Source organism: Bradyrhizobium sp. SZCCHNR2028 (assembly GCF_032380995.1).
Lineage (GTDB): Bacteria > Pseudomonadota > Alphaproteobacteria > Rhizobiales > Xanthobacteraceae > Bradyrhizobium.
This window is the reverse complement of the sequence record NZ_JAUHJF010000002.1, coordinates 532,198-550,437: the sequence shown is the minus strand read 5'-3', so window position 1 is coordinate 550,437 and position 18,240 is coordinate 532,198. Positions and strand designations below refer to the sequence as shown.

28 protein-coding genes are annotated in these 18,240 nt (G+C 64.6%); 7 read left to right on the top strand and 21 right to left on the bottom strand.

The annotated features are described in order from the left end of the window. Nucleotides 1-13: 13 nt before the first annotated feature. Complete coding sequence (modD, locus tag QX121_RS05800) at nucleotides 14-889, bottom strand: ModD protein (protein ID WP_315785919.1); 876 nt, start codon at nucleotides 887-889, stop codon at nucleotides 14-16. 73 nt (nucleotides 890-962) lie between these two features. Here modD and QX121_RS05795 point away from each other — a divergent pair, with 73 nt between their 5' ends. Further along, nucleotides 963-1,526 (top strand): DUF2478 domain-containing protein, encoded by a 564-nt coding sequence (locus QX121_RS05795; RefSeq protein ID WP_315756197.1) that lies wholly within the window; start codon nucleotides 963-965, stop codon nucleotides 1,524-1,526. 27 nt (nucleotides 1,527-1,553) lie between these two features. Here the strand turns inward: QX121_RS05795 and QX121_RS05790 are convergent, their stop codons facing one another. From QX121_RS05790 to nifH, 11 genes are all read right to left on the bottom strand, one after another. Continuing rightward, nucleotides 1,554-1,760, bottom strand: a complete 207-nt coding sequence (locus QX121_RS05790) for a molybdopterin-binding protein (RefSeq protein ID WP_315741026.1) — start codon at nucleotides 1,758-1,760, stop codon at nucleotides 1,554-1,556. Between the two features lie 169 nt (nucleotides 1,761-1,929). Further along, nucleotides 1,930-2,226, bottom strand: coding sequence for a ferredoxin family protein (locus QX121_RS05785; RefSeq protein WP_172112536.1), 297 nt, complete (start codon nucleotides 2,224-2,226; stop codon nucleotides 1,930-1,932). Between the two features lie 41 nt (nucleotides 2,227-2,267). Then, nucleotides 2,268-3,575 carry an FAD-dependent monooxygenase gene (locus QX121_RS05780; protein WP_315740993.1) on the bottom strand — a complete coding sequence of 436 codons (1,308 nt, stop codon included), beginning with the start codon at nucleotides 3,573-3,575 and terminating at the stop codon, nucleotides 2,268-2,270. A 22-nt stretch (nucleotides 3,576-3,597) separates the two neighbouring features. Further along, nucleotides 3,598-4,704, bottom strand: a complete 1,107-nt coding sequence (locus tag QX121_RS05775; RefSeq protein WP_315756198.1) for an electron transfer flavoprotein subunit alpha/FixB family protein — start codon at nucleotides 4,702-4,704, stop codon at nucleotides 3,598-3,600. A gap of 36 nt (nucleotides 4,705-4,740) precedes the next feature. Then, on the bottom strand, nucleotides 4,741-5,586 hold the full coding sequence (locus QX121_RS05770; RefSeq protein WP_315740991.1) for an electron transfer flavoprotein subunit beta/FixA family protein: 846 nt from the start codon (nucleotides 5,584-5,586) through the stop codon (nucleotides 4,741-4,743). Between the two features lie 262 nt (nucleotides 5,587-5,848). Then, complete coding sequence (gene nifW / locus QX121_RS05765) at nucleotides 5,849-6,187, bottom strand: nitrogenase stabilizing/protective protein NifW (protein WP_315740990.1); 339 nt, start codon at nucleotides 6,185-6,187, stop codon at nucleotides 5,849-5,851. Next, entirely contained in the window at nucleotides 6,184-6,975 is a 792-nt protein-coding gene (gene cysE / locus QX121_RS05760) for a serine O-acetyltransferase (protein WP_315740989.1), read from the bottom strand. The genes nifW and cysE overlap by 4 nt, the downstream gene beginning before the upstream one ends. A 2-nt stretch (nucleotides 6,976-6,977) precedes the next feature. Beyond that, a complete protein-coding gene (gene nifV / locus QX121_RS05755) occupies nucleotides 6,978-8,117 on the bottom strand; it encodes a homocitrate synthase (RefSeq protein WP_315740988.1) in 1,140 nt (379 codons plus the stop codon). Between the two features lie 316 nt (nucleotides 8,118-8,433). Further along, nucleotides 8,434-8,928 (bottom strand): iron response transcriptional regulator IrrA, encoded by a 495-nt coding sequence (gene irrA, locus QX121_RS05750; protein WP_315811396.1) that lies wholly within the window; start codon nucleotides 8,926-8,928, stop codon nucleotides 8,434-8,436. Nucleotides 8,929-8,945: 17 nt separating this feature from the next. Continuing rightward, nucleotides 8,946-9,680 carry a nitrogen fixation protein NifQ gene (locus QX121_RS05745; protein WP_315811395.1) on the bottom strand — a complete coding sequence of 245 codons (735 nt, stop codon included), beginning with the start codon at nucleotides 9,678-9,680 and terminating at the stop codon, nucleotides 8,946-8,948. 83 nt (nucleotides 9,681-9,763) lie between these two features. Beyond that, nucleotides 9,764-10,651, bottom strand: a complete 888-nt coding sequence (nifH, locus tag QX121_RS05740; protein ID WP_315740985.1) for a nitrogenase iron protein — start codon at nucleotides 10,649-10,651, stop codon at nucleotides 9,764-9,766. A 417-nt stretch (nucleotides 10,652-11,068) separates the two neighbouring features. Here nifH and QX121_RS05735 point away from each other — a divergent pair, with 417 nt between their 5' ends. Beyond that, a complete protein-coding gene (locus QX121_RS05735; protein ID WP_315741025.1) occupies nucleotides 11,069-11,500 on the top strand; it encodes a response regulator transcription factor in 432 nt (143 codons plus the stop codon). After that, nucleotides 11,394-11,921 (top strand): ArsC/Spx/MgsR family protein, encoded by a 528-nt coding sequence (locus QX121_RS05730; RefSeq protein ID WP_409998851.1) that lies wholly within the window; start codon nucleotides 11,394-11,396, stop codon nucleotides 11,919-11,921. Before QX121_RS05735 ends, QX121_RS05730 begins: the two co-directional genes overlap by 107 nt. Nucleotides 11,922-11,940: 19 nt before the next feature. On the opposite strand, the gene QX121_RS05725 is transcribed toward QX121_RS05730, so the two are convergent. Genes QX121_RS05725 through QX121_RS05715 form a run of 3 tightly spaced genes read right to left on the bottom strand, consistent with a single transcriptional unit; the run spans nucleotide 11,941 to nucleotide 12,911 of the window. Further along, on the bottom strand, nucleotides 11,941-12,303 hold the full coding sequence (locus QX121_RS05725; protein WP_315785926.1) for a (2Fe-2S) ferredoxin domain-containing protein: 363 nt from the start codon (nucleotides 12,301-12,303) through the stop codon (nucleotides 11,941-11,943). Next, nucleotides 12,300-12,629 (bottom strand): Grx4 family monothiol glutaredoxin, encoded by a 330-nt coding sequence (grxD, locus tag QX121_RS05720; protein ID WP_315785929.1) that lies wholly within the window; start codon nucleotides 12,627-12,629, stop codon nucleotides 12,300-12,302. The genes QX121_RS05725 and grxD overlap by 4 nt, the downstream gene beginning before the upstream one ends. A gap of 48 nt (nucleotides 12,630-12,677) precedes the next feature. Next, nucleotides 12,678-12,911, bottom strand: a complete 234-nt coding sequence (locus tag QX121_RS05715) for a BolA family transcriptional regulator (protein ID WP_315740981.1) — start codon at nucleotides 12,909-12,911, stop codon at nucleotides 12,678-12,680. A gap of 271 nt (nucleotides 12,912-13,182) precedes the next feature. Between QX121_RS05715 and QX121_RS05710 the strand changes: the two genes are divergently transcribed. The 4 genes from QX121_RS05710 to QX121_RS05695 all read left to right on the top strand — a co-directional run bounded on the left by QX121_RS05710 (nucleotide 13,183) and on the right by QX121_RS05695 (nucleotide 15,194). Further along, nucleotides 13,183-13,674: a hypothetical protein gene (locus tag QX121_RS05710; RefSeq protein WP_315740980.1), complete on the top strand. Its 492-nt coding sequence runs from the start codon at nucleotides 13,183-13,185 to the stop codon at nucleotides 13,672-13,674. A gap of 92 nt (nucleotides 13,675-13,766) precedes the next feature. Then, the gene (locus QX121_RS05705) at nucleotides 13,767-14,129 is read left to right on the top strand and encodes an iron-sulfur cluster assembly protein (protein ID WP_315811423.1); all 363 of its coding nucleotides are present in this window, start codon (nucleotides 13,767-13,769) and stop codon (nucleotides 14,127-14,129) included. A gap of 37 nt (nucleotides 14,130-14,166) precedes the next feature. Continuing rightward, nucleotides 14,167-14,925, top strand: a complete 759-nt coding sequence (locus QX121_RS05700; protein WP_315771540.1) for a dienelactone hydrolase family protein — start codon at nucleotides 14,167-14,169, stop codon at nucleotides 14,923-14,925. A gap of 26 nt (nucleotides 14,926-14,951) precedes the next feature. Further along, a complete protein-coding gene (locus QX121_RS05695; protein ID WP_315740978.1) occupies nucleotides 14,952-15,194 on the top strand; it encodes a hypothetical protein in 243 nt (80 codons plus the stop codon). A gap of 254 nt (nucleotides 15,195-15,448) precedes the next feature. On the opposite strand, the gene QX121_RS05690 is transcribed toward QX121_RS05695, so the two are convergent. Genes QX121_RS05690 through QX121_RS05665 form a run of 6 tightly spaced genes read right to left on the bottom strand, consistent with a single transcriptional unit; the run spans nucleotide 15,449 to nucleotide 18,240 of the window. Then, nucleotides 15,449-15,907, bottom strand: coding sequence for a group II truncated hemoglobin (locus QX121_RS05690; RefSeq protein WP_315811394.1), 459 nt, complete (start codon nucleotides 15,905-15,907; stop codon nucleotides 15,449-15,451). Nucleotides 15,908-15,923: 16 nt separating this feature from the next. Further along, nucleotides 15,924-16,091: a hypothetical protein gene (locus tag QX121_RS05685; RefSeq protein WP_315811393.1), complete on the bottom strand. Its 168-nt coding sequence runs from the start codon at nucleotides 16,089-16,091 to the stop codon at nucleotides 15,924-15,926. Beyond that, nucleotides 16,088-16,420, bottom strand: coding sequence for a DUF6156 family protein (locus tag QX121_RS05680; protein WP_315811422.1), 333 nt, complete (start codon nucleotides 16,418-16,420; stop codon nucleotides 16,088-16,090). Before QX121_RS05680 ends, QX121_RS05685 begins: the two co-directional genes overlap by 4 nt. Before the next feature lie 35 nt (nucleotides 16,421-16,455). Then, nucleotides 16,456-16,668, bottom strand: a complete 213-nt coding sequence (locus QX121_RS05675; protein WP_284423618.1) for a hypothetical protein — start codon at nucleotides 16,666-16,668, stop codon at nucleotides 16,456-16,458. A gap of 12 nt (nucleotides 16,669-16,680) precedes the next feature. Continuing rightward, the gene (locus QX121_RS05670; RefSeq protein ID WP_315740974.1) at nucleotides 16,681-16,989 is read right to left on the bottom strand and encodes a 2Fe-2S iron-sulfur cluster-binding protein; all 309 of its coding nucleotides are present in this window, start codon (nucleotides 16,987-16,989) and stop codon (nucleotides 16,681-16,683) included. A gap of 36 nt (nucleotides 16,990-17,025) precedes the next feature. Further along, entirely contained in the window at nucleotides 17,026-18,240 is a 1,215-nt protein-coding gene (locus QX121_RS05665) for a DegT/DnrJ/EryC1/StrS family aminotransferase (RefSeq protein ID WP_315811392.1), read from the bottom strand.

The following is an 18,240-nucleotide window of genomic DNA, read 5'->3' as shown; positions in this document are numbered from 1 at the left end:
CCGGGTCGCGCGGTCAAGCCGTGGCCGAGGCAGGGCTGATCCGCACCTGCACGTCGCAGGGACGCGCGAGGTAGGGCGCCGAGGTGACCAGCACGTCTGCCCCCGCCGCAGCATAGGCAGCGGCGTTCTGCGCATTCACGCCACCCGCGGCCGCAATGATCGGCCGCCGCGGCAGCGCCGCGCTGATGGCGATACGCTCCGTCAGCGCAGCGATGTCGGCAGGCGAAAATTTCTCGGCCTGGATGACGTCGAAGCCGGCCACGGCGGCGGCGACGGCCTGCTCGACCGTGGTGATCTCGATCACGAGCCGCTTCTCCGGCGCACTCCGCCGCAACCGCTCAGCGACATCGGCAAGCGGCGCATCGCCGAGAAACGCCCGGTGTTCCGGAAACACCAGCACCGTCTCCGACAGGCCAAGCCGATGCATCACCGCGCCACCCGCCTTCACCGCGGCAACGGCGAACGGCTTGGTTCCGGGGACGCTCTTGCGCGTGCAGGCGACCGCGATACCAGGCCTGATCGCGCGCGCCGCGCCGACGATCGCAGCCGCCCCGGTGGCGACGCCGGACCAGATCTCGATGAGCGTCTGCGCCACCTTCCAGCTCCGCAGCAGACCTGCCGCCGCGCCCTCTGCACGGAGGATCGGGGCCCCCTCCTCCAGCACCGTTCCGCTGCCGGCGAACAGTTCGACATGGCAGCCCGTGAGCTCGATCAAGGCCGCCGCATCCTCGGCCAGGGCCAATACCATGCGGTCGCGCGCAGCGAAGTGCATCAGGCCCGGCTCGGCGCCGATCCCGAGCGTCTCCGTCGTCAGATCGCCATAGGGGACATCGTCGCGGAGCAGCGCTTCCAGATCATGGTGCGTAGCGGTGGTCGGCGCGCGCGACATCTGCTCTTTCTCCACAGGCTGCATTCTCTATATAAACCCTGGTCGCCGCCCGCCCCCGATCGCCAGGCCCCGTATGATCCCGCACGATCTTCCTGCTTCCGCTGAGCCCAATCAGCCCCGTCTCGCCGCCATTCTCTACGGACCGGGCGACGATGCCGATGCCTTGCTGGACGCCTTTGCCCAGGAGCTGCTGCAACGGGGCGTCCGCGTCGGAGGCATCGTTCAGCGCAATACGAGAGACGAAGTCGGCAAGAAAAGCGGAATGGACGTGATCGATCTCGCCAATGGCGACACGATCTCGATCTGTCAGGACCTCGGCACCGGATCGACCGCCTGCAAGCTCGACACTGCGGGCCTTGCCGAAGCCGGCATGGCCGTTCACCGCGCCATCGCGGCCCACGCCGACCTCATCGTGATCAACAAGTTCTCCAAGCAGGAGGCTTCGGGAAGCGGGTTGCGTGGCGAGCTGGCCGACGCAATCACGTCGGGGATTCCGGTGCTGACGGCCGTGCCGCAGAAATGCATCGACGACTGGCGGACCTTTGCGGGCGACTTCGGCACGCTGCTGCAGCCGTCACGTTCCGCGATGGAAACCTGGTGGCTCGACCTGCGCGCGCGCCACGCGTCGACCGGCTGATCGGCACAGCGATTCGGCACCACGTTCCTATTTACCGATCATCACATCCGACGACTTGATGACGGCGGAGACGCTGTCGCCGACGGCAAGCGCGAGCTCCTCCACCGCCTCGTTGGTGATCGCCGAGAAGACCGTGAGTCCAGGGGCGAGCTCCACCTTGACGTGGGCCGTGGTCGCGCCCTTCTCAACAGAGATGATTTTTCCCGGCAAGACGTTTCGTGCACTCAGCTTCACGTGCTGTTCCTCATCCATTGCAGCGTCGTTGCTGCAACGAGATGTAAACAGAAAGCTCGACCGAACTCAATGATCTATATCAGTCACGATATAGCATTGACGACCGGCGGCACGTTTGTCGCATTTGCGACAGCACGCCGCCCCGGGGGCGCTCTCAGGCGGCCGGACATCAGCCGAACTTGAACAGCACCCCGTAGCCACCGCGCGGATAGCTCCACTCGATATCGCCGCTGGCCTCGCCGATGACCCGGCAGGTGCCGCATTCGATGCAGCCGTCCACCGTGATCTCGACCTGGCCCTTGTCGTTGAGCTCGTAGCAACGTGCCGGGCAGGCCTTGAGAAGCGCCTTTAGCTGCGGCGTCGGCGTCGTATGCGGACGGACCTTGATATGGGCCCGGCCGGGATCGACCTGATAGCGATTGTAGAACAGCTTGTCTTCGACCCTGACTGCGACGTCCGTGCTCATGTCTGATCTCCCTCGCCTAGGCTGTTTCGTTCATTCACCAATCATCGCCACGCCCGAGCAAATCTGAAGGCGTCGCCGAACAGGCCGGTCCATGACCTTGCATTCACGAAGGAGCGCACGGTGCTGCTCTCCTTCTCTTTCTTCGGCGTCCCGTCGACGCGCACGAAGTTCTGCATCGCCTTGGAGACGAGCTGCGGATAGGTCAGGAAGAAGTTCTGCGACTGGTTGTGCAGCAGCGCCGGCATGTCCTTGTATTTCTTCAGATCCTTGATGACGAAGGAGTCCTCCAGCATCTTCTTGTAAAGTGAGAGGTTCTCCTTGGTCATCGGATCGCGGCGCGACTTGACCTGGAAGATCGCCTCAGCCGCGATGCGTCCGGAAGTCATCGCGAGATTGGAGCCCTCGCGGTGAACAGCATTGTTGAGCTGGGCGGCATCGCCGACCACGACCCAGCCATCGCCGCAGAGCTGCGGGATCGCATTATAGCCGCCCTCGGGAATCAGGTGCGCCGAGTACTCCTTGACCTCAGACCCCTCGATCAGCGGCGCCACCGACGGATGCTGCTTGAACCGCTCGAGCAGGCCGTATGGCGTCTCGCCGGTCTTCTGGAAGTCGGAGACGAGGCAGCCGATGCCGAGCGAAATGCACTCCTTGTTGGAATAGATGAAGCCCATGCCGGTCATGCCGCGGGAAATCGTGCCGACGGCCTCGATGACGGCGCCTTCGTCGCCCTTCAGGTTGAAGCGCGCCTCGATCGTCTCGCGCGGCAGGAAGTGCATCTCCTTCACAGCCAGCGCGACGTTCTCCGGCTTCGGCCGCTCACGCAGGCCGGCGCGAGTCCCGAGCAGGCCGTTGACCCCTTCCGCGAGCACGACCACGTCGGCATGGATCTCGCCATCGCGCCGGTCGGTCTTGACGCCGATCACCTTGCCATAGGCATCCTGCGCCAGCTCGGTTACGGTCGTCTCGCACAGCACGGTGGCGCCGGCTTCCTTGACCTTGGACGAGAACCATTTGTCGAACTGGGCACGGATGATCGTGTAACGGTTCGGCTTCTCCTCATTGAAGTCGTCCGACTTGTAGTGCAGGCCGACATGCGACTTGTCGTCGAGCATCCAGAAGCGCTGCTCGACCAGATGCCGCTCCAGCGGTGCTTCCTCGCGGAAGTCCGGAATCAGCTTCTCCAGCATGTCGGCGTAGAGGATCGCGCCCTGCACGTTCTTCGAGCCGGAATACTCGCCGCGCTCGAGTTGCAGCACCTTCATGCCGCGCTTGGCCATGGTCAGCGCAGCAGCATTGCCGGCCATGCCGGCCCCCACGACGATCGCGTCGAACCGTTCCTCGATCATTGCCCTGCTCCCTCTCTGGTGCCTAGCTCGCGATGCGGTCGCGCGAATGCGGCGACAGACGTGCGCGGAATGCCTCGGTGAGCGCCGGCAGCAGCCGGATCGCATCGGTGACGATGCCGACATGCGCGAAGTCGAAGATCGGCGCGTTCTTGTCGGTGTTGATGGCAACGATCAGGTCGGCGCCCTCCACACCGACCCGATGCTGGATCGCGCCGGAGATGCCTGCGGCGATGTAGAGCTTGGGCCGGATGGTCTTGCCGGTCTGGCCTATCTGCCGATCGGAGGTCACCCAACCCTTCTGCACCAGCGGCCGCGAGCAGCCGAATTCGGCGCCGAGCACCGAAGCGAGCCCCTTGACGAGCTGGAAGTTCTCCGGCGAGCCAAGCCCGAGCCCGCCGGCCACGACGATGTCGGCATAGGCAAGATTGGACTTGGCGGAATCGCGATCCGGAATGAAGGACAGCACCTTGGTGACGATGTCCTCTTCCACGAGACCGAGCTTGTGCTCGATGATACGGCTCGCGGGCTTCTCGACGCGGTCCGGCATCGGCATCACGCGCGGGCGGACGGTCGCCATCTGTGGCCGATAGTTCAGCGTGTAGATCGTGCAGAGCAGCGAGCCGCCGAAGGTCGGCCGCGTTGCGGCCAGGGAGCCGTCGGCATCGACGTCGAGCTCGGTGCAGTCGGCGGTCAGACCGGTGAGCAGCGTCGTCGCAACGGAGCCTGCGAGGTCGCGGCCGAGCGTGGTGGCGCCGAGCAGCAGGATCTCAGGCTTGAAGGTGTTGACGACGTCGGTCAGCGCCTTGGTGTAGGCTTCGTTGCGATAGTCGGTGAGAACGCTGTCCGCGACGATGTAGGCGAGATCGGCGCCATAGCAGAACGACTCCGCGGCAGCGTGCTGCACGGCTTCTCCGGGTGGCCCGATCACGACGGCCGCGAGATCGACCTTCAGCTTGTCCGCAAGCTTGCGTCCGGCGCCCATCAGCTCCCAGGACACCGGGTGAACCTGCCCGCGCTCCTGCTCGATGAATACCCAGACGTGCTTGTAGGCCTTGAAATGCTCCGGCAGCTCCTTCTTGGTCGCGGCGCGACCGGCTGCGGCGGGCGGTGCTTTGGTGGGTTCGCTCATGATCGTCGTCCCTTGGTCCGTCAAAAGCCGTATGGATCAGAAGCCGTGCGCTGACGTCGTCAGTTCGGCTTCGAGCTTCGGCTGCCGCTTGAACAATTCCTCGATCAGGGCGTCGGCCGGCGCGCGACTCGAGAAGTCAACCATGGTTGCCTTCTCCGCCCGGGCCGACGGCGCGAAGACCCGCTTCACGATGGTCGGCGAGCCCTTCAGGCCGCACTTCGAGATGTCCTCGACGCCGGCGTCCTTGGCGCTCCAGGTGACGATCTGCGCGCGCGCTGCACGGAGCGCATCGGCCATGGCGCCGCGGCGGATCTCGTTGGTCGCCTCCAGCATCGTCACCAGGCACGGCAGCTTGGTCTTCAGCACCTGAACACCACCCTCGGAGCGACGCTCGGCTTCGATCGTGCGCGCCACCGGATCGACCTCGCTGATCTTCGCCACATAGGTGAGTTGCAGCAGGCCCAGCCGCTTGGCGATGCCCGGGCCGACCTGCGCGGTGTCGCCGTCGATCGTCTGCTTGCCGGTGAACACGATGTCGGGCGCGCCAAAGGTCTCGCTGACCTTGCGAATGGCTGTCGCCAGCGCATAGGTGGTCGCCAGCGTATCGGCGCCGGCGAAGAAGCGATCGGTCAGCAGCACGGCGCGGTCGGCCCCGTAGGTCAGCGCTCTGCGCAGCGAGTCCTCGGCGGACGGCGGTCCCATGGTCAGCACGGTCACTTCACCGCCGAACTTGTCGCGCAGCTGCAGCGCGGCCTCGAGCGCGAACAGATCGTAGGGATTGATGATGGTCGGCACACCCTGGCGCATGATGGTGTTGGTCACCGGATGAACGCGGATCTGCGCGGAGTCCGGAACCTGCTTGATGCAGACGACGATATGCATGCGATCACTCCGGTGTGTAGGTCTGCGATCAGGACAGCAATTGTCGTACCAGTTTCGGCCGCAATGATTATCGGCACGGATTCAACACCTTGGCGCATGAACCTGATCTCTGTTGCTGAGAACTCGCCGCCAAGGCCCGACACGTCGCAAGCAACACGCGTCGGGAATGCGACAGGAGCTTGAAAGCGCACGGCTCGCCTGAAAGCAGAAGCGCCGCCAGTCGTGCTGGCGGCGCTCGTAGGAGTGATCCTCAGTTCGTCCGTTACTTGAGCGTCGTCAGTGACACGAACGGCTTTGGAGCCGGTTTCGGCGGCGCCACCGCCTCCTTGAGCACCTTGAACACCCGCTGATCGAGCGGCGTGGAGACGAGGAAGTCCTGATAGGCCTGCTCCAGGAACGACTTGCAGCGGGCTGCGACATCCTCGTTGGAAACGTCGGAGAAGTCCTCGCTGACGAGATACTGCCCCATTCGCCGGAGGATATGCAGCCGGCAGACGTTGAGCACCTTGGGATCGTAGTCGACACCGAGCAGCTTGAAGAACTCCTCGGCAGCGGAGGTCTTCTTCAGTTCGTCCAGAACGTTCGGCGATGCCGCAGTCATTGCTTTGCTCCTTGGCTCAAAATCGGATCAACCTCGCAGAAAGAGGTCGGCGCCGGAAGCGGCGGTCCCTGGCGCATCTTTTGCCTGATGTGAGCGAGCTGCGCTTCGAGGAATTCGATCCGGTCCAGCATCACGGAAAGTGCCTCACCGACCGGATCAGGCATCAAATGATGATCCAGGTCGATGCGTCCGACGGTTCGACGATGGGTGAACTCCGGCCGCACCACCTTGGCGGGGATGCCGACCACGGTGACATCGGGCGGCGTGCTCTGAATGACGACGGAGTTGGCACCGACGCGAGTGCGCGGTCCGATCGTGATCGGTCCGAGGATCTTGGCGCCGGCGCCGACGACGACGCCGCTTTCCAGCGTCGGATGCCGCTTGCCCGGCGACCACGACGTGCCGCCCAGGGTGACGCCATGATAGAGCGTGACGTCGTCGCCGACCTCTGCCGTCTCGCCGATCACGACGCAGGCGCCGTGGTCGATGAAGAAGCGGCGCCCGATCTCCGCGCCCGGGTGGATATCGACATTCGACAGGAAACGTCCGAGCCACGACAACAAGCGTGCCGGAAAACGCCAGCCGCGAATCCACAGCCGATGCGCCAGGCGGTGCCAGATCAGCGCGTGAATGCCGGGATAGGTCAGCAGCGTCTCGATTTCGCTGCGCGCCGCCGGATCGCGCGAGCGGACGCACGCAATGTCCTCGCGGATCAGGCGGAGCAGCGAGGGCCGGCTCAGCTCGGCGACGATCGGCTTTGCAATGGGTGTGTCGACGATGTCGCTCATGATCAGGCAAAGCTCGCCAGCGGGTGATCGCAGACTTCGCGCCAGATGGCCGCAACGGCCTCTTTCGGCACTGGCCCCTTGTGAGTGACGGCATGCCTGCGCACGCGCGCCAGGATGCGCTGGGCCTGGTCGACGCTCGCCGGCAGGCGTAGATCCGACAGCAGCGAGGTGATCGCCGACAGCCCGGAATGCTTCCCGATCACGATCCGGTTGGAGCGGCCGAACAGTCCCGGATCGAGGGCCTGATAGGTGCGCTGATCCTTCAGCAGCCCGTCGACGTGAATGCCGGATTCATGGGTGAAGACGTGCTCGCCGACAATGGCCTTGTTGAGTGGAATGGCGCGCGCCGCGGCGGCCGCCACGACATTGGCGACGTGATCGAGTTCGGCCAGCACGATGCCGGTCTCGCGCCGGTAGAGCTGCCGCAGCGCGACCGCGACCTCCTCCAGCGGAGCATTTCCGGCGCGCTCGCCGAGGCCGATCACGGTGACCGATGCATGGGTCGCGCCCGCCTTGACCGCCGCCAGCGTGTTGGCGGTGGCAAGACCGAGATCATCATGGCCGTGAAACTCGATCTCCAGGTCCGTGGTCGCTCGCAAGGCGCCGACCAGCGCTGACGTCGCGTCGGGATCGAGCACGCTCAGGGTATCGGCGACGCGGAAGCGCCGGGCGCCGAGCGACTTCGCGGTCGCGATCACCTCGGCGAGAAAGCCGACATCGGCGCGCGACGAATCCTCACCGCCGACGGCAACGGCCAGTCCGCGGCTCCGCGCATAGCCGACCACGCGCTTGACCAGCTCCAACGCGGCGCTGCGGCTGCCGCCGAGCTTGGCGGCGATCTGCACATCGGATGTCGGGACGGAGACATTCACCATCGAGACGCCCGCCGCGATCGCCGCATCGACATCCGCCTCGCGCATCCGGCACCAGCCGATGATGGTCGCCGGCAGACCGGCCTCGACGATCGCCCTGATCGCAGCGATCTCGTCGGCCCCCATCGCCGGGGTGCCGGCCTCGATCTCGGGAACGCCGGCACGGGCAAGCGCACGGGCGATCGCGACCTTCTCTCCGAGGGCGAAGGCGACGCCCGGCGCCTGCTCGCCGTCGCGGAGCGTGGTATCGTTCAGGATGACCCGGGGCATCGGGCTCCCCGAGACCGTGCCCCCGTGGGCAGAGCCAGCCTCTCGGGCATTCCTGGGCCCGCGCTGTCCGGAGACGTCTGGCATTCACTCGCTCCGTCGCAACCTGTGTGCGGCCGCCAGAAGCACGACGCTCCATCACGGCCAGCAATTCACTCAGCAACGGCCATGCCACCGCCGGACCCGAATCTAATCAATTGAATTTACTTTACTTTTTGCGCGAAAATGGATTGTCGGATTCGTAACAGGGTCGGGAATCAGACGTCGAGGTGAAGTGACTCGGTCGCCCAGCGCCAAGCCGCGGCGACCTGCGCTGCCGTCAGGCGTGGCGCCTGCGGCGCAGATGGATGACGATGTCAATCCGTTCCATGCGATAGCCCGGCAGCGGCTCCGGCAGCTCCTCGAACGCGACATGCTCGGGCACATCGACGAGCTCGCCTTCGTCCTCATAGAAGAAGTGCGGATGCACGGTCGTATTGGTGTCGAAGAACGATTTCGAGCCGTCCACGCCGATCTGCCGCAGTAGCCCGAGCTCCACGAACTGATTGAGCGTGTTGTAGATGGTGGCCTGCGAGATCTTCATGCCGGTGGCGACGGCGGCGCCATAGAGCGCATCGGCGGTGATGTGGCGGTCACCGCTGCCGAACAGAATCCGGCTCAGTTGCTGACGCTGCTGGGTGGGACGCAACCCGGCCCGACGCAGCGCGTCCTCGCATCGACGCATCAGGATCTCGCCAGCTTCGCAGGTCTCTGCCTGGGGACAAGGTCCGCCGTCGGAGTTGCACGGGGATCGAAGCTGGCTGTCCATCAACATCGTCACGGTCCTCGAACTCACATCGCGGCGCCCGCCGCCTCCTGCAGCGCCACCTCGCGTCGCCGCTCGGCCATCCGGCTCTCGCCGCTCTCCTCGCCGAAACAGAGCGCGAAATCGTTGCACTGGGTGCAGACCGGCGTCGTGCACATGACGAAGCCATCGTCCTCGCACAGCATGCGGTAGAAGAAGCGCTTCCAGCGCATGTTCTTGGTGTTGCGGCTTGCGAGCGGCGCGAAATGGCGCGTCAGGAGCCGCGACAGCTCGGAGCGCTCGCGCAGGCCCAGGTCTTCCCAGAGATGGTTGGGCTCCATCGCGCGACGCGCCACCATGGCTGCGAGCCAACGGCCGACCTCGCCGTCCGTGGAGCGCTGCGCGGCGAGCAGATCGCGCACCATCCCGATCTCGTCGTCGTCCGGCGCGGCCACGGCCCCGGTGATCGGCAGCCATGAGGAGTCGATCGAGGCTGCAGGAAACAGCTGCGCCAGCAGTGCGATCAGCTCGACGGTCGAAAGCCCCGCTCGCTCCGCCAGCGCGCCATGCTCCATCGCTGAAACGGCGAGGATCGATGCGATGACGTGACGGTCGAAACCGATGTCGCTGTCGATCAGCGCGTCGTCGGGATCGACGCCGGTCAGCAGGCGGTAAATTTGGCGGCCGTGGTGCCGCCTGTCCTCTTCGAAGGATCCGTTGCGCGGCGACGGTTGCAGGCCAGCGGCAACGGACTCAGAGACGCCCACGATTGCGATGGTCATAGCGTGATCCCCTGCCGCCTGCCGGCGGGACATGCAATGAGGTACCGGCCTTCCGACGGGAGGAAGGCCGGTACCAAGACTGCTTAAGCCGTTGCGGCGAGATCGGCGGCAGTCTTTCCGATTTGGCTCTCGTCGACGGCCTTCATGATGCCGTGCTCCATCAACATGTCCTCGAGCTCGTCCATCGTGATCGGCGTCGGGATGATGCCCTTGCCGCCGTTGGCGTGGATCTTCTGCGCCAGCGAGCGGTAGTGGCCGGCCTGAACCGAGTCCGGCGCATATTCCAGCACGGTCATGCGGCGCAGCTCGGCGTGCTGCACGATGTTGTCGCGCGGCACGAAGTAGATCAGCTGGGTGCCGAGCTTCTTCGCCAGCGCCTCCGCCAGCTCCAGCTCCTTGTCGGTCTGGCGCTCGTTGCAGACCAGGCCGCCCAGGCGCACGCCGCCGGAGTTGGCATATTTCAGAATGCCCTTGGAGATGTTGTTGGCGGCATACATCGCCATCATCTCGCCGGACATCACGATGTAGATCTCCTGCGCCTTGTTCTCGCGGATCGGCATCGCGAAGCCGCCGCAGACCACGTCGCCGAGCACGTCGTAGGACACGTAGTCGATGTCCTCATAGGCGCCGTTCTCTTCCAGGAAGTTGATCGAGGTGATGACGCCGCGGCCGGCGCAGCCGACGCCCGGCTCCGGACCGCCGGACTCGACGCAGCGAATGTCGCGATAGCCGACCTTCATGACCTCTTCGATCTCGAGGTCCTCGACGCTGCCCGCGGCAGCGGCCAGACTCAGGATGGTGTCCTGCGCCTTGGCGTGCAGGATCAGGCGGGTCGAATCCGCCTTGGGATCGCAGCCGACGATCAGGATCCGGTGACCCATCTCGGCCAGCGCGGCCAGGGTATTTTGCGACGTCGTCGACTTGCCGATGCCGCCTTTGCCGTAGAATGCGATTTGTCGCAGTGATGACATTCTGCTCTCCATCAACCGATTGCCTATGTCGCGCCCGCTTGCAGCAGAGCGTGACCGCGTCCTCTTTGTGTCCGAACCGGCAGACGGGTTGTTGGGAAGGAGAGCATCGCTCGTCCGAAGCGTCGGCGTGCACTCAGCCCTCAACCATTGCCTGAGCGCAGTTTTGCAACCGCTGTGCCAGCACGCGCACAGCGCCAAAACGATCATGTTTCAAAGGAGATGCCGAGCAATCCGGACGCGATTGCGGGTTGTTGCAAACCCGACATCGGAATGCTTCGCAAGATGCGACGACACGCAGCCCTGTCTGAAACGACACAACGGCTGCGCCGCTTCAGCCGTGCAGGACCCGGAACGAGATTTGCTAGATCCCCTCCGCAGCCCTGCGGCACAGACGCTGACAACGTTGAGGAGGATGCAATGCAGATCGGAGTGGAAACGGCCAAGGCGGTGGACCAGCGGCGCGTGTTCGTGATCGATGACGACGAGATCACGCGCGCGGCCCTGCAGTTCATGTTGCACGATGAAATCGAGACACATGAATTGGCGACGCCAGAGGAGGCGTATGAGAAGGGTGTCGATTGGCTGGCACCGAACGTGGTGCTGCTCGGGGTTTCCTTCTTGAAGCAACGCGGCCCCGAGCTCGTCCGCGAGATCCTGGCGAAGTTCAAAGGCGTGCGGATTCTGATCGTGACCGCCAAGGCCGACGAGGCGATCGCGATCGAAGGTCTCAAGGCCGGCGCGCATGGCGCCGTGGTCAAGCCGCTCACGATCGAGTCGGTGCGCAAGAAGGTCGACACCATTCTCGGCCGCGCCGGCGGCGCGCAGCTGGTCCAGCTCGGCGGCGCCTGACGTGACGACCGTCGTCTTCTATGAGAAGCCGGGCTGCGGCACCAACGCCCGGCAGAAGCTGATGCTGGCACGCGCCGGCCACGATGTCGTCGCCAGGAATCTCTTGACCGAGCCCTGGACCGGCGAGCGGCTGCGGGCGTATTTCGCCGGGACGCCCGTCTGGAGCTGGTTCAATCCAGCCTCGCCGCGCGTGAAATCGGGAGCGATCGAGCCAGAGACAATCGAAGCCGTCGCAGCGATCGACCTGATGCTCGAGGATCCGCTGCTGATCCGTCGGCCATTGATCGAAGCCGGCGGCCGGTGCTGCGCCGGCTTCGATCGTGAACCCGTGATCTCGCTGCTCCGGCAGGGCGACGATCTGGACGATGTCCAGGGCTGCACGCGTCCGGAGGGGTCGACACCTTGTCCGGAGCCGCGTTGAGCGGCTCCGTTCTGCAAGCTCAGCGCTTCAACACCATGACCAGGCGATCGACGCGCTTGCCCTGCTTGAAGTGGGATTCGACGATCTCGTCGATATCCTCGGGCCTGGTCGGCCGATACCAGACGCCGTCTGGATAGACCACCATCATCGGTCCCGCGCTGCAGAAGCCGAAGCAGCCGGCCGCGGTGACGCCGATGTCCGTCAGCCGCTGCGCCTCGATGGTCTTGGTCAGCCGATCCCACAGCGGCTGTACGCCGAGCGCGCCGCAGCTGCCGCGCGGATGTCCGGGCGGACGCTGCGTCAGGCAGACGAAGGCGTGGTATTTGTAGAGCTGCGGAATCTCGAATGAATCATCCGCCTCGGCAACATCAGAATCGCTCATGACGCAGGCGCCTTGATACCCTTGTCGGCGAGCAGCGTCGCGAGCTCGCCGGCCTGGAACATCTCGCGCACGATGTCGCAGCCGCCGACGAATTCGCCCTTCACATAAAGCTGCGGAATGGTCGGCCAGCTGGAGAACTCCTTGATGCCCTCGCGAATGAAGGGATCGGCGAGCACGTTGACGCTCTCGTAAGCCACGTCCAGCTTGGCCAGGATCTGCGCCACCGCGGCGGAGAAGCCGCATTGCGGCGCGGCCGGCACGCCCTTCATGAACAGCACGACATCATTGCTGTCGATCAGCTTCTGAATGCGTTCGGATGTCGACATAGACTGGATCCTTTCCCTGAATGCGACCGATCAGCCGGATCGCAACGATCACTTCGGCAATGACGTCTCGAGCGCCAGCGCATGCAGCACGCCGCCCATCTGGCCCTTGAGAGCCGAATAGACCATCTGATGCTGTTGCACCCGGCTCTTTCCAACGAAAGCCTGTGAGGTGACGCGCGCCGAATAATGGTCGCCATCGCCTGCCAGATCCTCGATCAGGACGACGGCATCCGGGAACGCCTCCTTGATCAGACGCTCGATATCCGTTGCTGCCATCGCCATCGCTGCCACTCCCGCTGGATTGATGAAGGCCTCATGCAAGCTCCGAACCAGTCATTTGCGGGCGGCAATCGCCGGCTCGTCGGCATCTGACGACTTGCCCAGGCCAAACCGCCCGCGTTGCGTCGTCTTTGCTACATCAGCCACGGGGCAGCGAAGAGGCCGCGTTCAAAATCCAACATCGGCCCGTTCTTCCACCCGCCTTGTACCGACTCTGGCGCCGCTGCACCCGCTCGAAAACGGTCCGCGTCTTGCAGTGATTTGATCGAGGTCAATGCAGATGCTCGAACTCGTCAGCGAACCCGACACGATCAACTTCGGCGATCTGCCGCAGGAGATCGATGCGCTGCTGCAACAGGGCGTGGCGGCGTACCGCCGCGACCACGCGCAGGCGGACCGGCTGTTTCGCCAGGCGCTGGCGACCGCTCCGCAGCAGCTGCCGACCTACTTCTGTCTGTACAAGATTCACACCTATCAAGGCCATCTCGACGAGGCAGAGGCGGTCGCCGAGCTGGGCCTTGCGGAAGCGGCGCGCCAAGCCGGCTGGCCACGTGATTGGCGGCACTGGACGCCGCATGATCCGCTGCCGGATGGCGCCGGCCGCTTCGCGCTCTACACACTGAAGGCACTCGCCTTCATTCATCTGCGCAAGACTGATTCCGAGGGGGCTGCCGAAATGCTCGCGGCGCTGCGGCGACTCGATCCCGCCGGCGCCGTCGGATGGCCGGTCGTCGCCGCGCTGGCCGAGGGGCTCGGTTCGGATTGAGGCGACGCCAAGCATGAGCAGAGCGAACATGACACGAATTCCAACGACCATCCCCCGGTGCGAACCAGGATCATGAGAGGAACCAACGCATGATGACGATGCACGCCCCGCCCTCTCCTTCCCCGGCACAGAACGCCGTAGCGAGCGGCTCCCGGAATGCCGCCGAGAGCGTGATTGCCGCGTTGCGGACGGTCTACGACCCGGAAATTCCGGTGAACGTCTACGATCTCGGCCTGGTCTATCGAATCGCGCACGAGGGCGGCGGCGTCGTCGAGATCGACATGACCCTGACGGCGCCTGGCTGCCCGGTCGCGAGCGAGATCGTCCGCATGGTGGAGGACGCCGTACAGGCCGTCGACGGCGTCGCGTCGGTGAAAGTCGCGCTCGTGTTCGAGCCGCCATGGGACAAGTCGCGCATGTCCGAAGAGACCGCGCTGGAGCTGGGTTTGTTGTAACGCGCGCGAGCCGCGCCAACAGGAGCAGGAGCATCACATGCCTACGGAGAGCACGATCAAGCTGACCGCCAGCGACGGCCATACCTTTCAGGCGTTTCGTGCCGATCCAGCCGATGCGCCGAAGGGGGCGATCGTCGTCCTGCCGGATGGCACCGGCGCTGCCGGCAAGCTGCGCAAGGTCGCCGATGCCTTTGCGGCCAGCGGATATGTCGTGATTGCGCCGGAGCTGTCGCCTCCTGCGGCGATCGACGCGGCAACGGAGGGCGAGCCGGCCAAGACCGTGCCGGACCCGGCAGCGCCGCTGCTCGCCGAGATCCAGTCAACGGTCGACAGCGTCAAGGAATGCGGCAAGGTGGCGGTGGTCGGCTTCGGCGCCGGGGGCGGTCTCGCCTACGACGCGGCCAACCGCGTCTCCGGTGTGGCCTGCGCGGTGAGTTACTACGCGACGGGTGTCGTCAACGCGGCCGGCGCCAAGCGCAAGATTCCGACGCTGCTCCATTTCGGCGAGGCCGACATCGTCGTGCCGTTCGCGGAGGTGACCATGTTCCGCGCCTATCATCCCGAGGTCAGCGCGTTCTCCTATCCGAATGCCGCGCATGCGTTCGACGGTGACGGCGAGACTTATGATGAATCCGCAACTGCGCTGGCACATGACCGGACCCTGGCGTGGATCTCGCAATATGTCGTCGGGCAGCCGCCGATCACGCTGAAGAACGCCGGCGCCTACGCGCTCGCCAAGACCGACAAGAAAAAGAAGAAGAAAGCCGACGACGACATGGGGCCGCCGGCTGATTGACAATCCGATGGAGTGAGAGCGCCGCGATGCTGCCGACCACCATCCTCATCGACGAGCGGCCACGTTGCGTCGTGCGCCCCAACGACACCAAGGATCTCAACCGCTTCATCCGCAACGGCAAGCCTTTTCTGCTCGCCGAGGTGCCGGACGGCAGGATCACGCATCGCAATGCCAGCGAGGCCGAGATGATGCAATGGCAGAACGCCCTGGCGCTACACCGCGCCTGGGGCGGCGACGACGAGAACTTCTTCGGCGTGCCATTATATTAGCTCGGCCGTTCCAGAGCCGTAGGGTGGGCAAAGGCGCCACCGGCGGCAATTGCTAGGCTTGCCCGAAGCTCGCTGTGCCTACCATTCCATCGGCTGTCATCGGCTGATGGAGTCGCGGTGGGCACGCTTCGCTTTGCCCACCCTACGCGCCGCGCAGTCTCCGTCATTGCGAGCGCAGCGAAGCAATCTAGCGCAACACGACGATTCTGGATTGCTTCGTCGCCTTAGCTCCTCGCAATGACGCAACCGCAGGCCTATGGCCGCGCCGCGCGAGCATCGTGCGGGTTGCCGGCCTGGTTGCGCATCCAGTCGGCGAGCTTCGTCATGGCGGCGTCGACGTCGTGCCGCGCCTGGACGTCGGTCACCGTCTCCTCGAGCGCGCCGCGCATGCACAGCAGCCAGGCGTCGCGCTCGGCATTGCCGATGGCAAAGCCCATGTGACGCTGGCGCAGCCGCGGATGGCCTTTCTCCGGCGAGTACAGCTTGGGGCCGCCAAGCCATTCGGAGAGATAGCGCTTCAGGATCTGCTTGATAGGCCCGAGATTGCTGCCGTGCATGGCGCGGATGCCCTTGGCATCGGGCAAAGTATCCATTCGATGGTAGAAGGATTCGACGAGACGGTCGACCACGACGGCACCGCCGATCCGCTCATAGGGGGTCGCGACCGGCCCTGCACCCGGAGTTCCAGTCTCTGAAGTCCCAGCATCCGCCATCCGGCCGTTCCTGTCTCTACTCGTCCGAGCTCGGCTGCAGGATGACCTCAGCCGGGGCGCCAGGTCCCTGCTCGTCCACAAGCTCCAGCGTATCGACGCGCGACAATCCGCCGCCGCTGTCCATCAACACGATAGCGTCCTTCGGCATGCTGGCAAGAGCCTCGATCAGCTTGGCGACAGTCACGAGGCCTCCTTCACTGACGCATCCTGACCGGCGATGGGCGCGCCGGTCTCGTCAAAATTCAGCGTCACCGGATCCTCGTCGAGCATCACGATCTCGGCCCGGCTCAACGCCCCGCTGGCATGGTAGCTGTAGCTGTGCGTAAGCTCGATCTCGCCATAGACGATCTTCTCGAATCCGGTCAGCACGCCCGCGGCATCGAAATAGCCGCGGATGAACGTGTTGCGGTTCGAAAGCTGCTCCGGCGCAATCGCGGTGACCAGCCGCAGCGGCAGCTTGACGCCCGTGTACGAGACGAAGAATCGACACTCCCGTCCCGCATCGGTGCTCATGCTGCCGCGCGCGTCGAAGGTCGGCAACGCTGCCGTCACGAGACGGCTGCGGTCTTCAGGGCCTCGATCTGGTCTCGGGCCACCTTGAATACGCCGCGACCGCCGGCGAAGGTCTGATAGGCCTTCATTCCGATCGCCTCACTCAACTTGTCGAACCATTGCTGCGGCGTCAGGCCGACCGGCCGCTCGCTGATTTCAGCCACCGTGCCGTCATTGGCAAAGCGGACATGGAGCGTCACATTGTCCATCTGATCCTCCTGTTACAGACCCGAGCCAAAGCCGAGCAACTCGATCTTGACGTTCTCGGTGCCCAGGATGGTCGCCTGGCACGCGAGCCGGGATTTCGAGCCGACGCCGACGATGGTGTCGAGCTTCTCGTTCTCCAGCTTGGAGACCTTCGACACGCCCTTGCGTCCCTCCTGCAGAAAGATGTGACAGGAGCCGCACTTCGCCTGGCCCTCGCATTTGTGCTGGATGTCGACCTCGGCGCCGAGCAGCGCCGCGAGAATGGTGGTGCCCTCGCCCACCTCGATCGTCTTGCCTGATGGCATTACCGTCAATGTCGCCACTTGGATTCTCCTCTTCCAGTTTGAGATCAGAACTCGTCAGTAGATCGCCGCGCCCGCTCCGACATTGACCGATGCGTCCTTCATGGTCGCGACGATGAAGGCGATCTGGTCCGTGGTCAGGTGGACGTGGAACGGCAGGGCTACGACGCGATCGGCGACCTTCTCGGTCACGAGATAGTCGCCCCGCCGATAGCCCATGTTGAAATAGTGTCGTTGCAGATGCAGCGGATTGGAATAAGCGATCGCCTCGACCTGTTCGACCCTGAGATCCTCGACGATCGAATCGCGGCTCGACTTCGAGAACCGCGTGCCCAGATGCACCTGATACAGGAACCAGTTCACGTCGGTGACATCAGGCCCGACATAGGGATCCTTGATTCCCTCGAACGATTGCACTTGGCTATAATAGATCTGCTCGATCAGCTTGCGGCGTTCGAGGATCTCGTCGACTCGCCTCAGCTGTGCGAGGCCCAGCGCCGCCGTCACGTCGCTCATGACAGCCTGGTGGGACGGGCTGCTGCTGACCACGACCGAACCGCGCTCGTCCAGCCGGTGCAAGCGGTGGCGGCGTACGGCGACCGCAATGTCGACGTCATCCGTGACGACCATGCCGCCCTCACCGCAGGTCAATGCAAAAGGCTGCGAGAAGTCGAACACCGACGCGACGCCGAAGGTGCCGACCAGCGCGCCCTGATATTTCGAGCCGATCGCCTCGGTCGAATCCTCGATCAGGGGCAGATTGTGCGCCTTGGCGATCGCCTGCAGCTCCGACCATTTGGCCGGATGCCCGTTGGTGTTGCCGGCCAGGATTGCCTTGGTCTTCTCAGTGAGGCGCGCCCCGATCTTGCTTGGCGCCAGCGTGCCCGAATAGTAGTCGATATCGACGAAGACCGGCTTAGCGCCGACGATACTGATCGCGTGCGCGACCTCGCGGAACGAATAGGACGACGCGATCACCTCGTCGCCGGGGCCGATCCCCATAGCCTTGAGGACGAGCACCAGGCCCAGCGTCCCGCTCGGCACCGCGATGGCATATTTGCGGCCGAGATAGGCCGCGAATGCCGCTTCGAATTCCTCGACGAGCGGACCGCAGGACAGCCGCGGCGACCGCAAAGTCGCCTCGACGGCCGCGATCTCCGCCGTCGTGATGTCGGGATCGGACAGCGGAATGAAGCCGGAGCCGACCGGCGTAAGTTCGGCCTCGTCCTGCTCCTGTCGATCGGCATCGTGCACCAGAACGGGATTGATCAT

Coding starts and splice junctions, on each gene's coding strand:
- QX121_RS05665 (WP_315811392.1), bottom strand. CDS start 18,240: ATGATCAATCCCGTTCTGGTGCACGATGCCGATCGACAGGAGCAGGAC.
- nifW (WP_315740990.1), bottom strand. CDS start 6,187: ATGACTGCGGCATCGCCGAACGTTCTGGACGAACTGAAGAAGACCTCC.
- QX121_RS05770 (WP_315740991.1), bottom strand. CDS start 5,586: ATGCATATCGTCGTCTGCATCAAGCAGGTTCCGGACTCCGCGCAGATC.
- QX121_RS05700 (WP_315771540.1), top strand. CDS start 14,167: ATGCCTACGGAGAGCACGATCAAGCTGACCGCCAGCGACGGCCATACC.
- grxD (WP_315785929.1), bottom strand. CDS start 12,629: ATGTCGACATCCGAACGCATTCAGAAGCTGATCGACAGCAATGATGTC.
- QX121_RS05735 (WP_315741025.1), top strand. CDS start 11,069: ATGCAGATCGGAGTGGAAACGGCCAAGGCGGTGGACCAGCGGCGCGTG.
- QX121_RS05690 (WP_315811394.1), bottom strand. CDS start 15,907: ATGGCGGATGCTGGGACTTCAGAGACTGGAACTCCGGGTGCAGGGCCG.
- cysE (WP_315740989.1), bottom strand. CDS start 6,975: ATGAGCGACATCGTCGACACACCCATTGCAAAGCCGATCGTCGCCGAG.
- QX121_RS05730 (WP_409998851.1), top strand. CDS start 11,394: ATGGCGCCGTGGTCAAGCCGCTCACGATCGAGTCGGTGCGCAAGAAGG.
- irrA (WP_315811396.1), bottom strand. CDS start 8,928: ATGTTGATGGACAGCCAGCTTCGATCCCCGTGCAACTCCGACGGCGGA.
- QX121_RS05715 (WP_315740981.1), bottom strand. CDS start 12,911: ATGGCGATGGCAGCAACGGATATCGAGCGTCTGATCAAGGAGGCGTTC.
- modD (WP_315785919.1), bottom strand. CDS start 889: ATGTCGCGCGCGCCGACCACCGCTACGCACCATGATCTGGAAGCGCTG.
- nifV (WP_315740988.1), bottom strand. CDS start 8,117: ATGCCCCGGGTCATCCTGAACGATACCACGCTCCGCGACGGCGAGCAG.
- QX121_RS05775 (WP_315756198.1), bottom strand. CDS start 4,704: ATGAGCGAACCCACCAAAGCACCGCCCGCCGCAGCCGGTCGCGCCGCG.
- QX121_RS05675 (WP_284423618.1), bottom strand. CDS start 16,668: ATGGACAATGTGACGCTCCATGTCCGCTTTGCCAATGACGGCACGGTG.
- QX121_RS05680 (WP_315811422.1), bottom strand. CDS start 16,420: ATGAGCACCGATGCGGGACGGGAGTGTCGATTCTTCGTCTCGTACACG.
- QX121_RS05780 (WP_315740993.1), bottom strand. CDS start 3,575: ATGATCGAGGAACGGTTCGACGCGATCGTCGTGGGGGCCGGCATGGCC.
- QX121_RS05695 (WP_315740978.1), top strand. CDS start 14,952: ATGCTGCCGACCACCATCCTCATCGACGAGCGGCCACGTTGCGTCGTG.
- QX121_RS05785 (WP_172112536.1), bottom strand. CDS start 2,226: ATGAGCACGGACGTCGCAGTCAGGGTCGAAGACAAGCTGTTCTACAAT.
- QX121_RS05745 (WP_315811395.1), bottom strand. CDS start 9,680: ATGACCATCGCAATCGTGGGCGTCTCTGAGTCCGTTGCCGCTGGCCTG.
- QX121_RS05795 (WP_315756197.1), top strand. CDS start 963: ATGATCCCGCACGATCTTCCTGCTTCCGCTGAGCCCAATCAGCCCCGT.
- QX121_RS05710 (WP_315740980.1), top strand. CDS start 13,183: ATGCAGATGCTCGAACTCGTCAGCGAACCCGACACGATCAACTTCGGC.
- nifH (WP_315740985.1), bottom strand. CDS start 10,651: ATGTCATCACTGCGACAAATCGCATTCTACGGCAAAGGCGGCATCGGC.
- QX121_RS05705 (WP_315811423.1), top strand. CDS start 13,767: ATGACGATGCACGCCCCGCCCTCTCCTTCCCCGGCACAGAACGCCGTA.
- QX121_RS05725 (WP_315785926.1), bottom strand. CDS start 12,303: ATGAGCGATTCTGATGTTGCCGAGGCGGATGATTCATTCGAGATTCCG.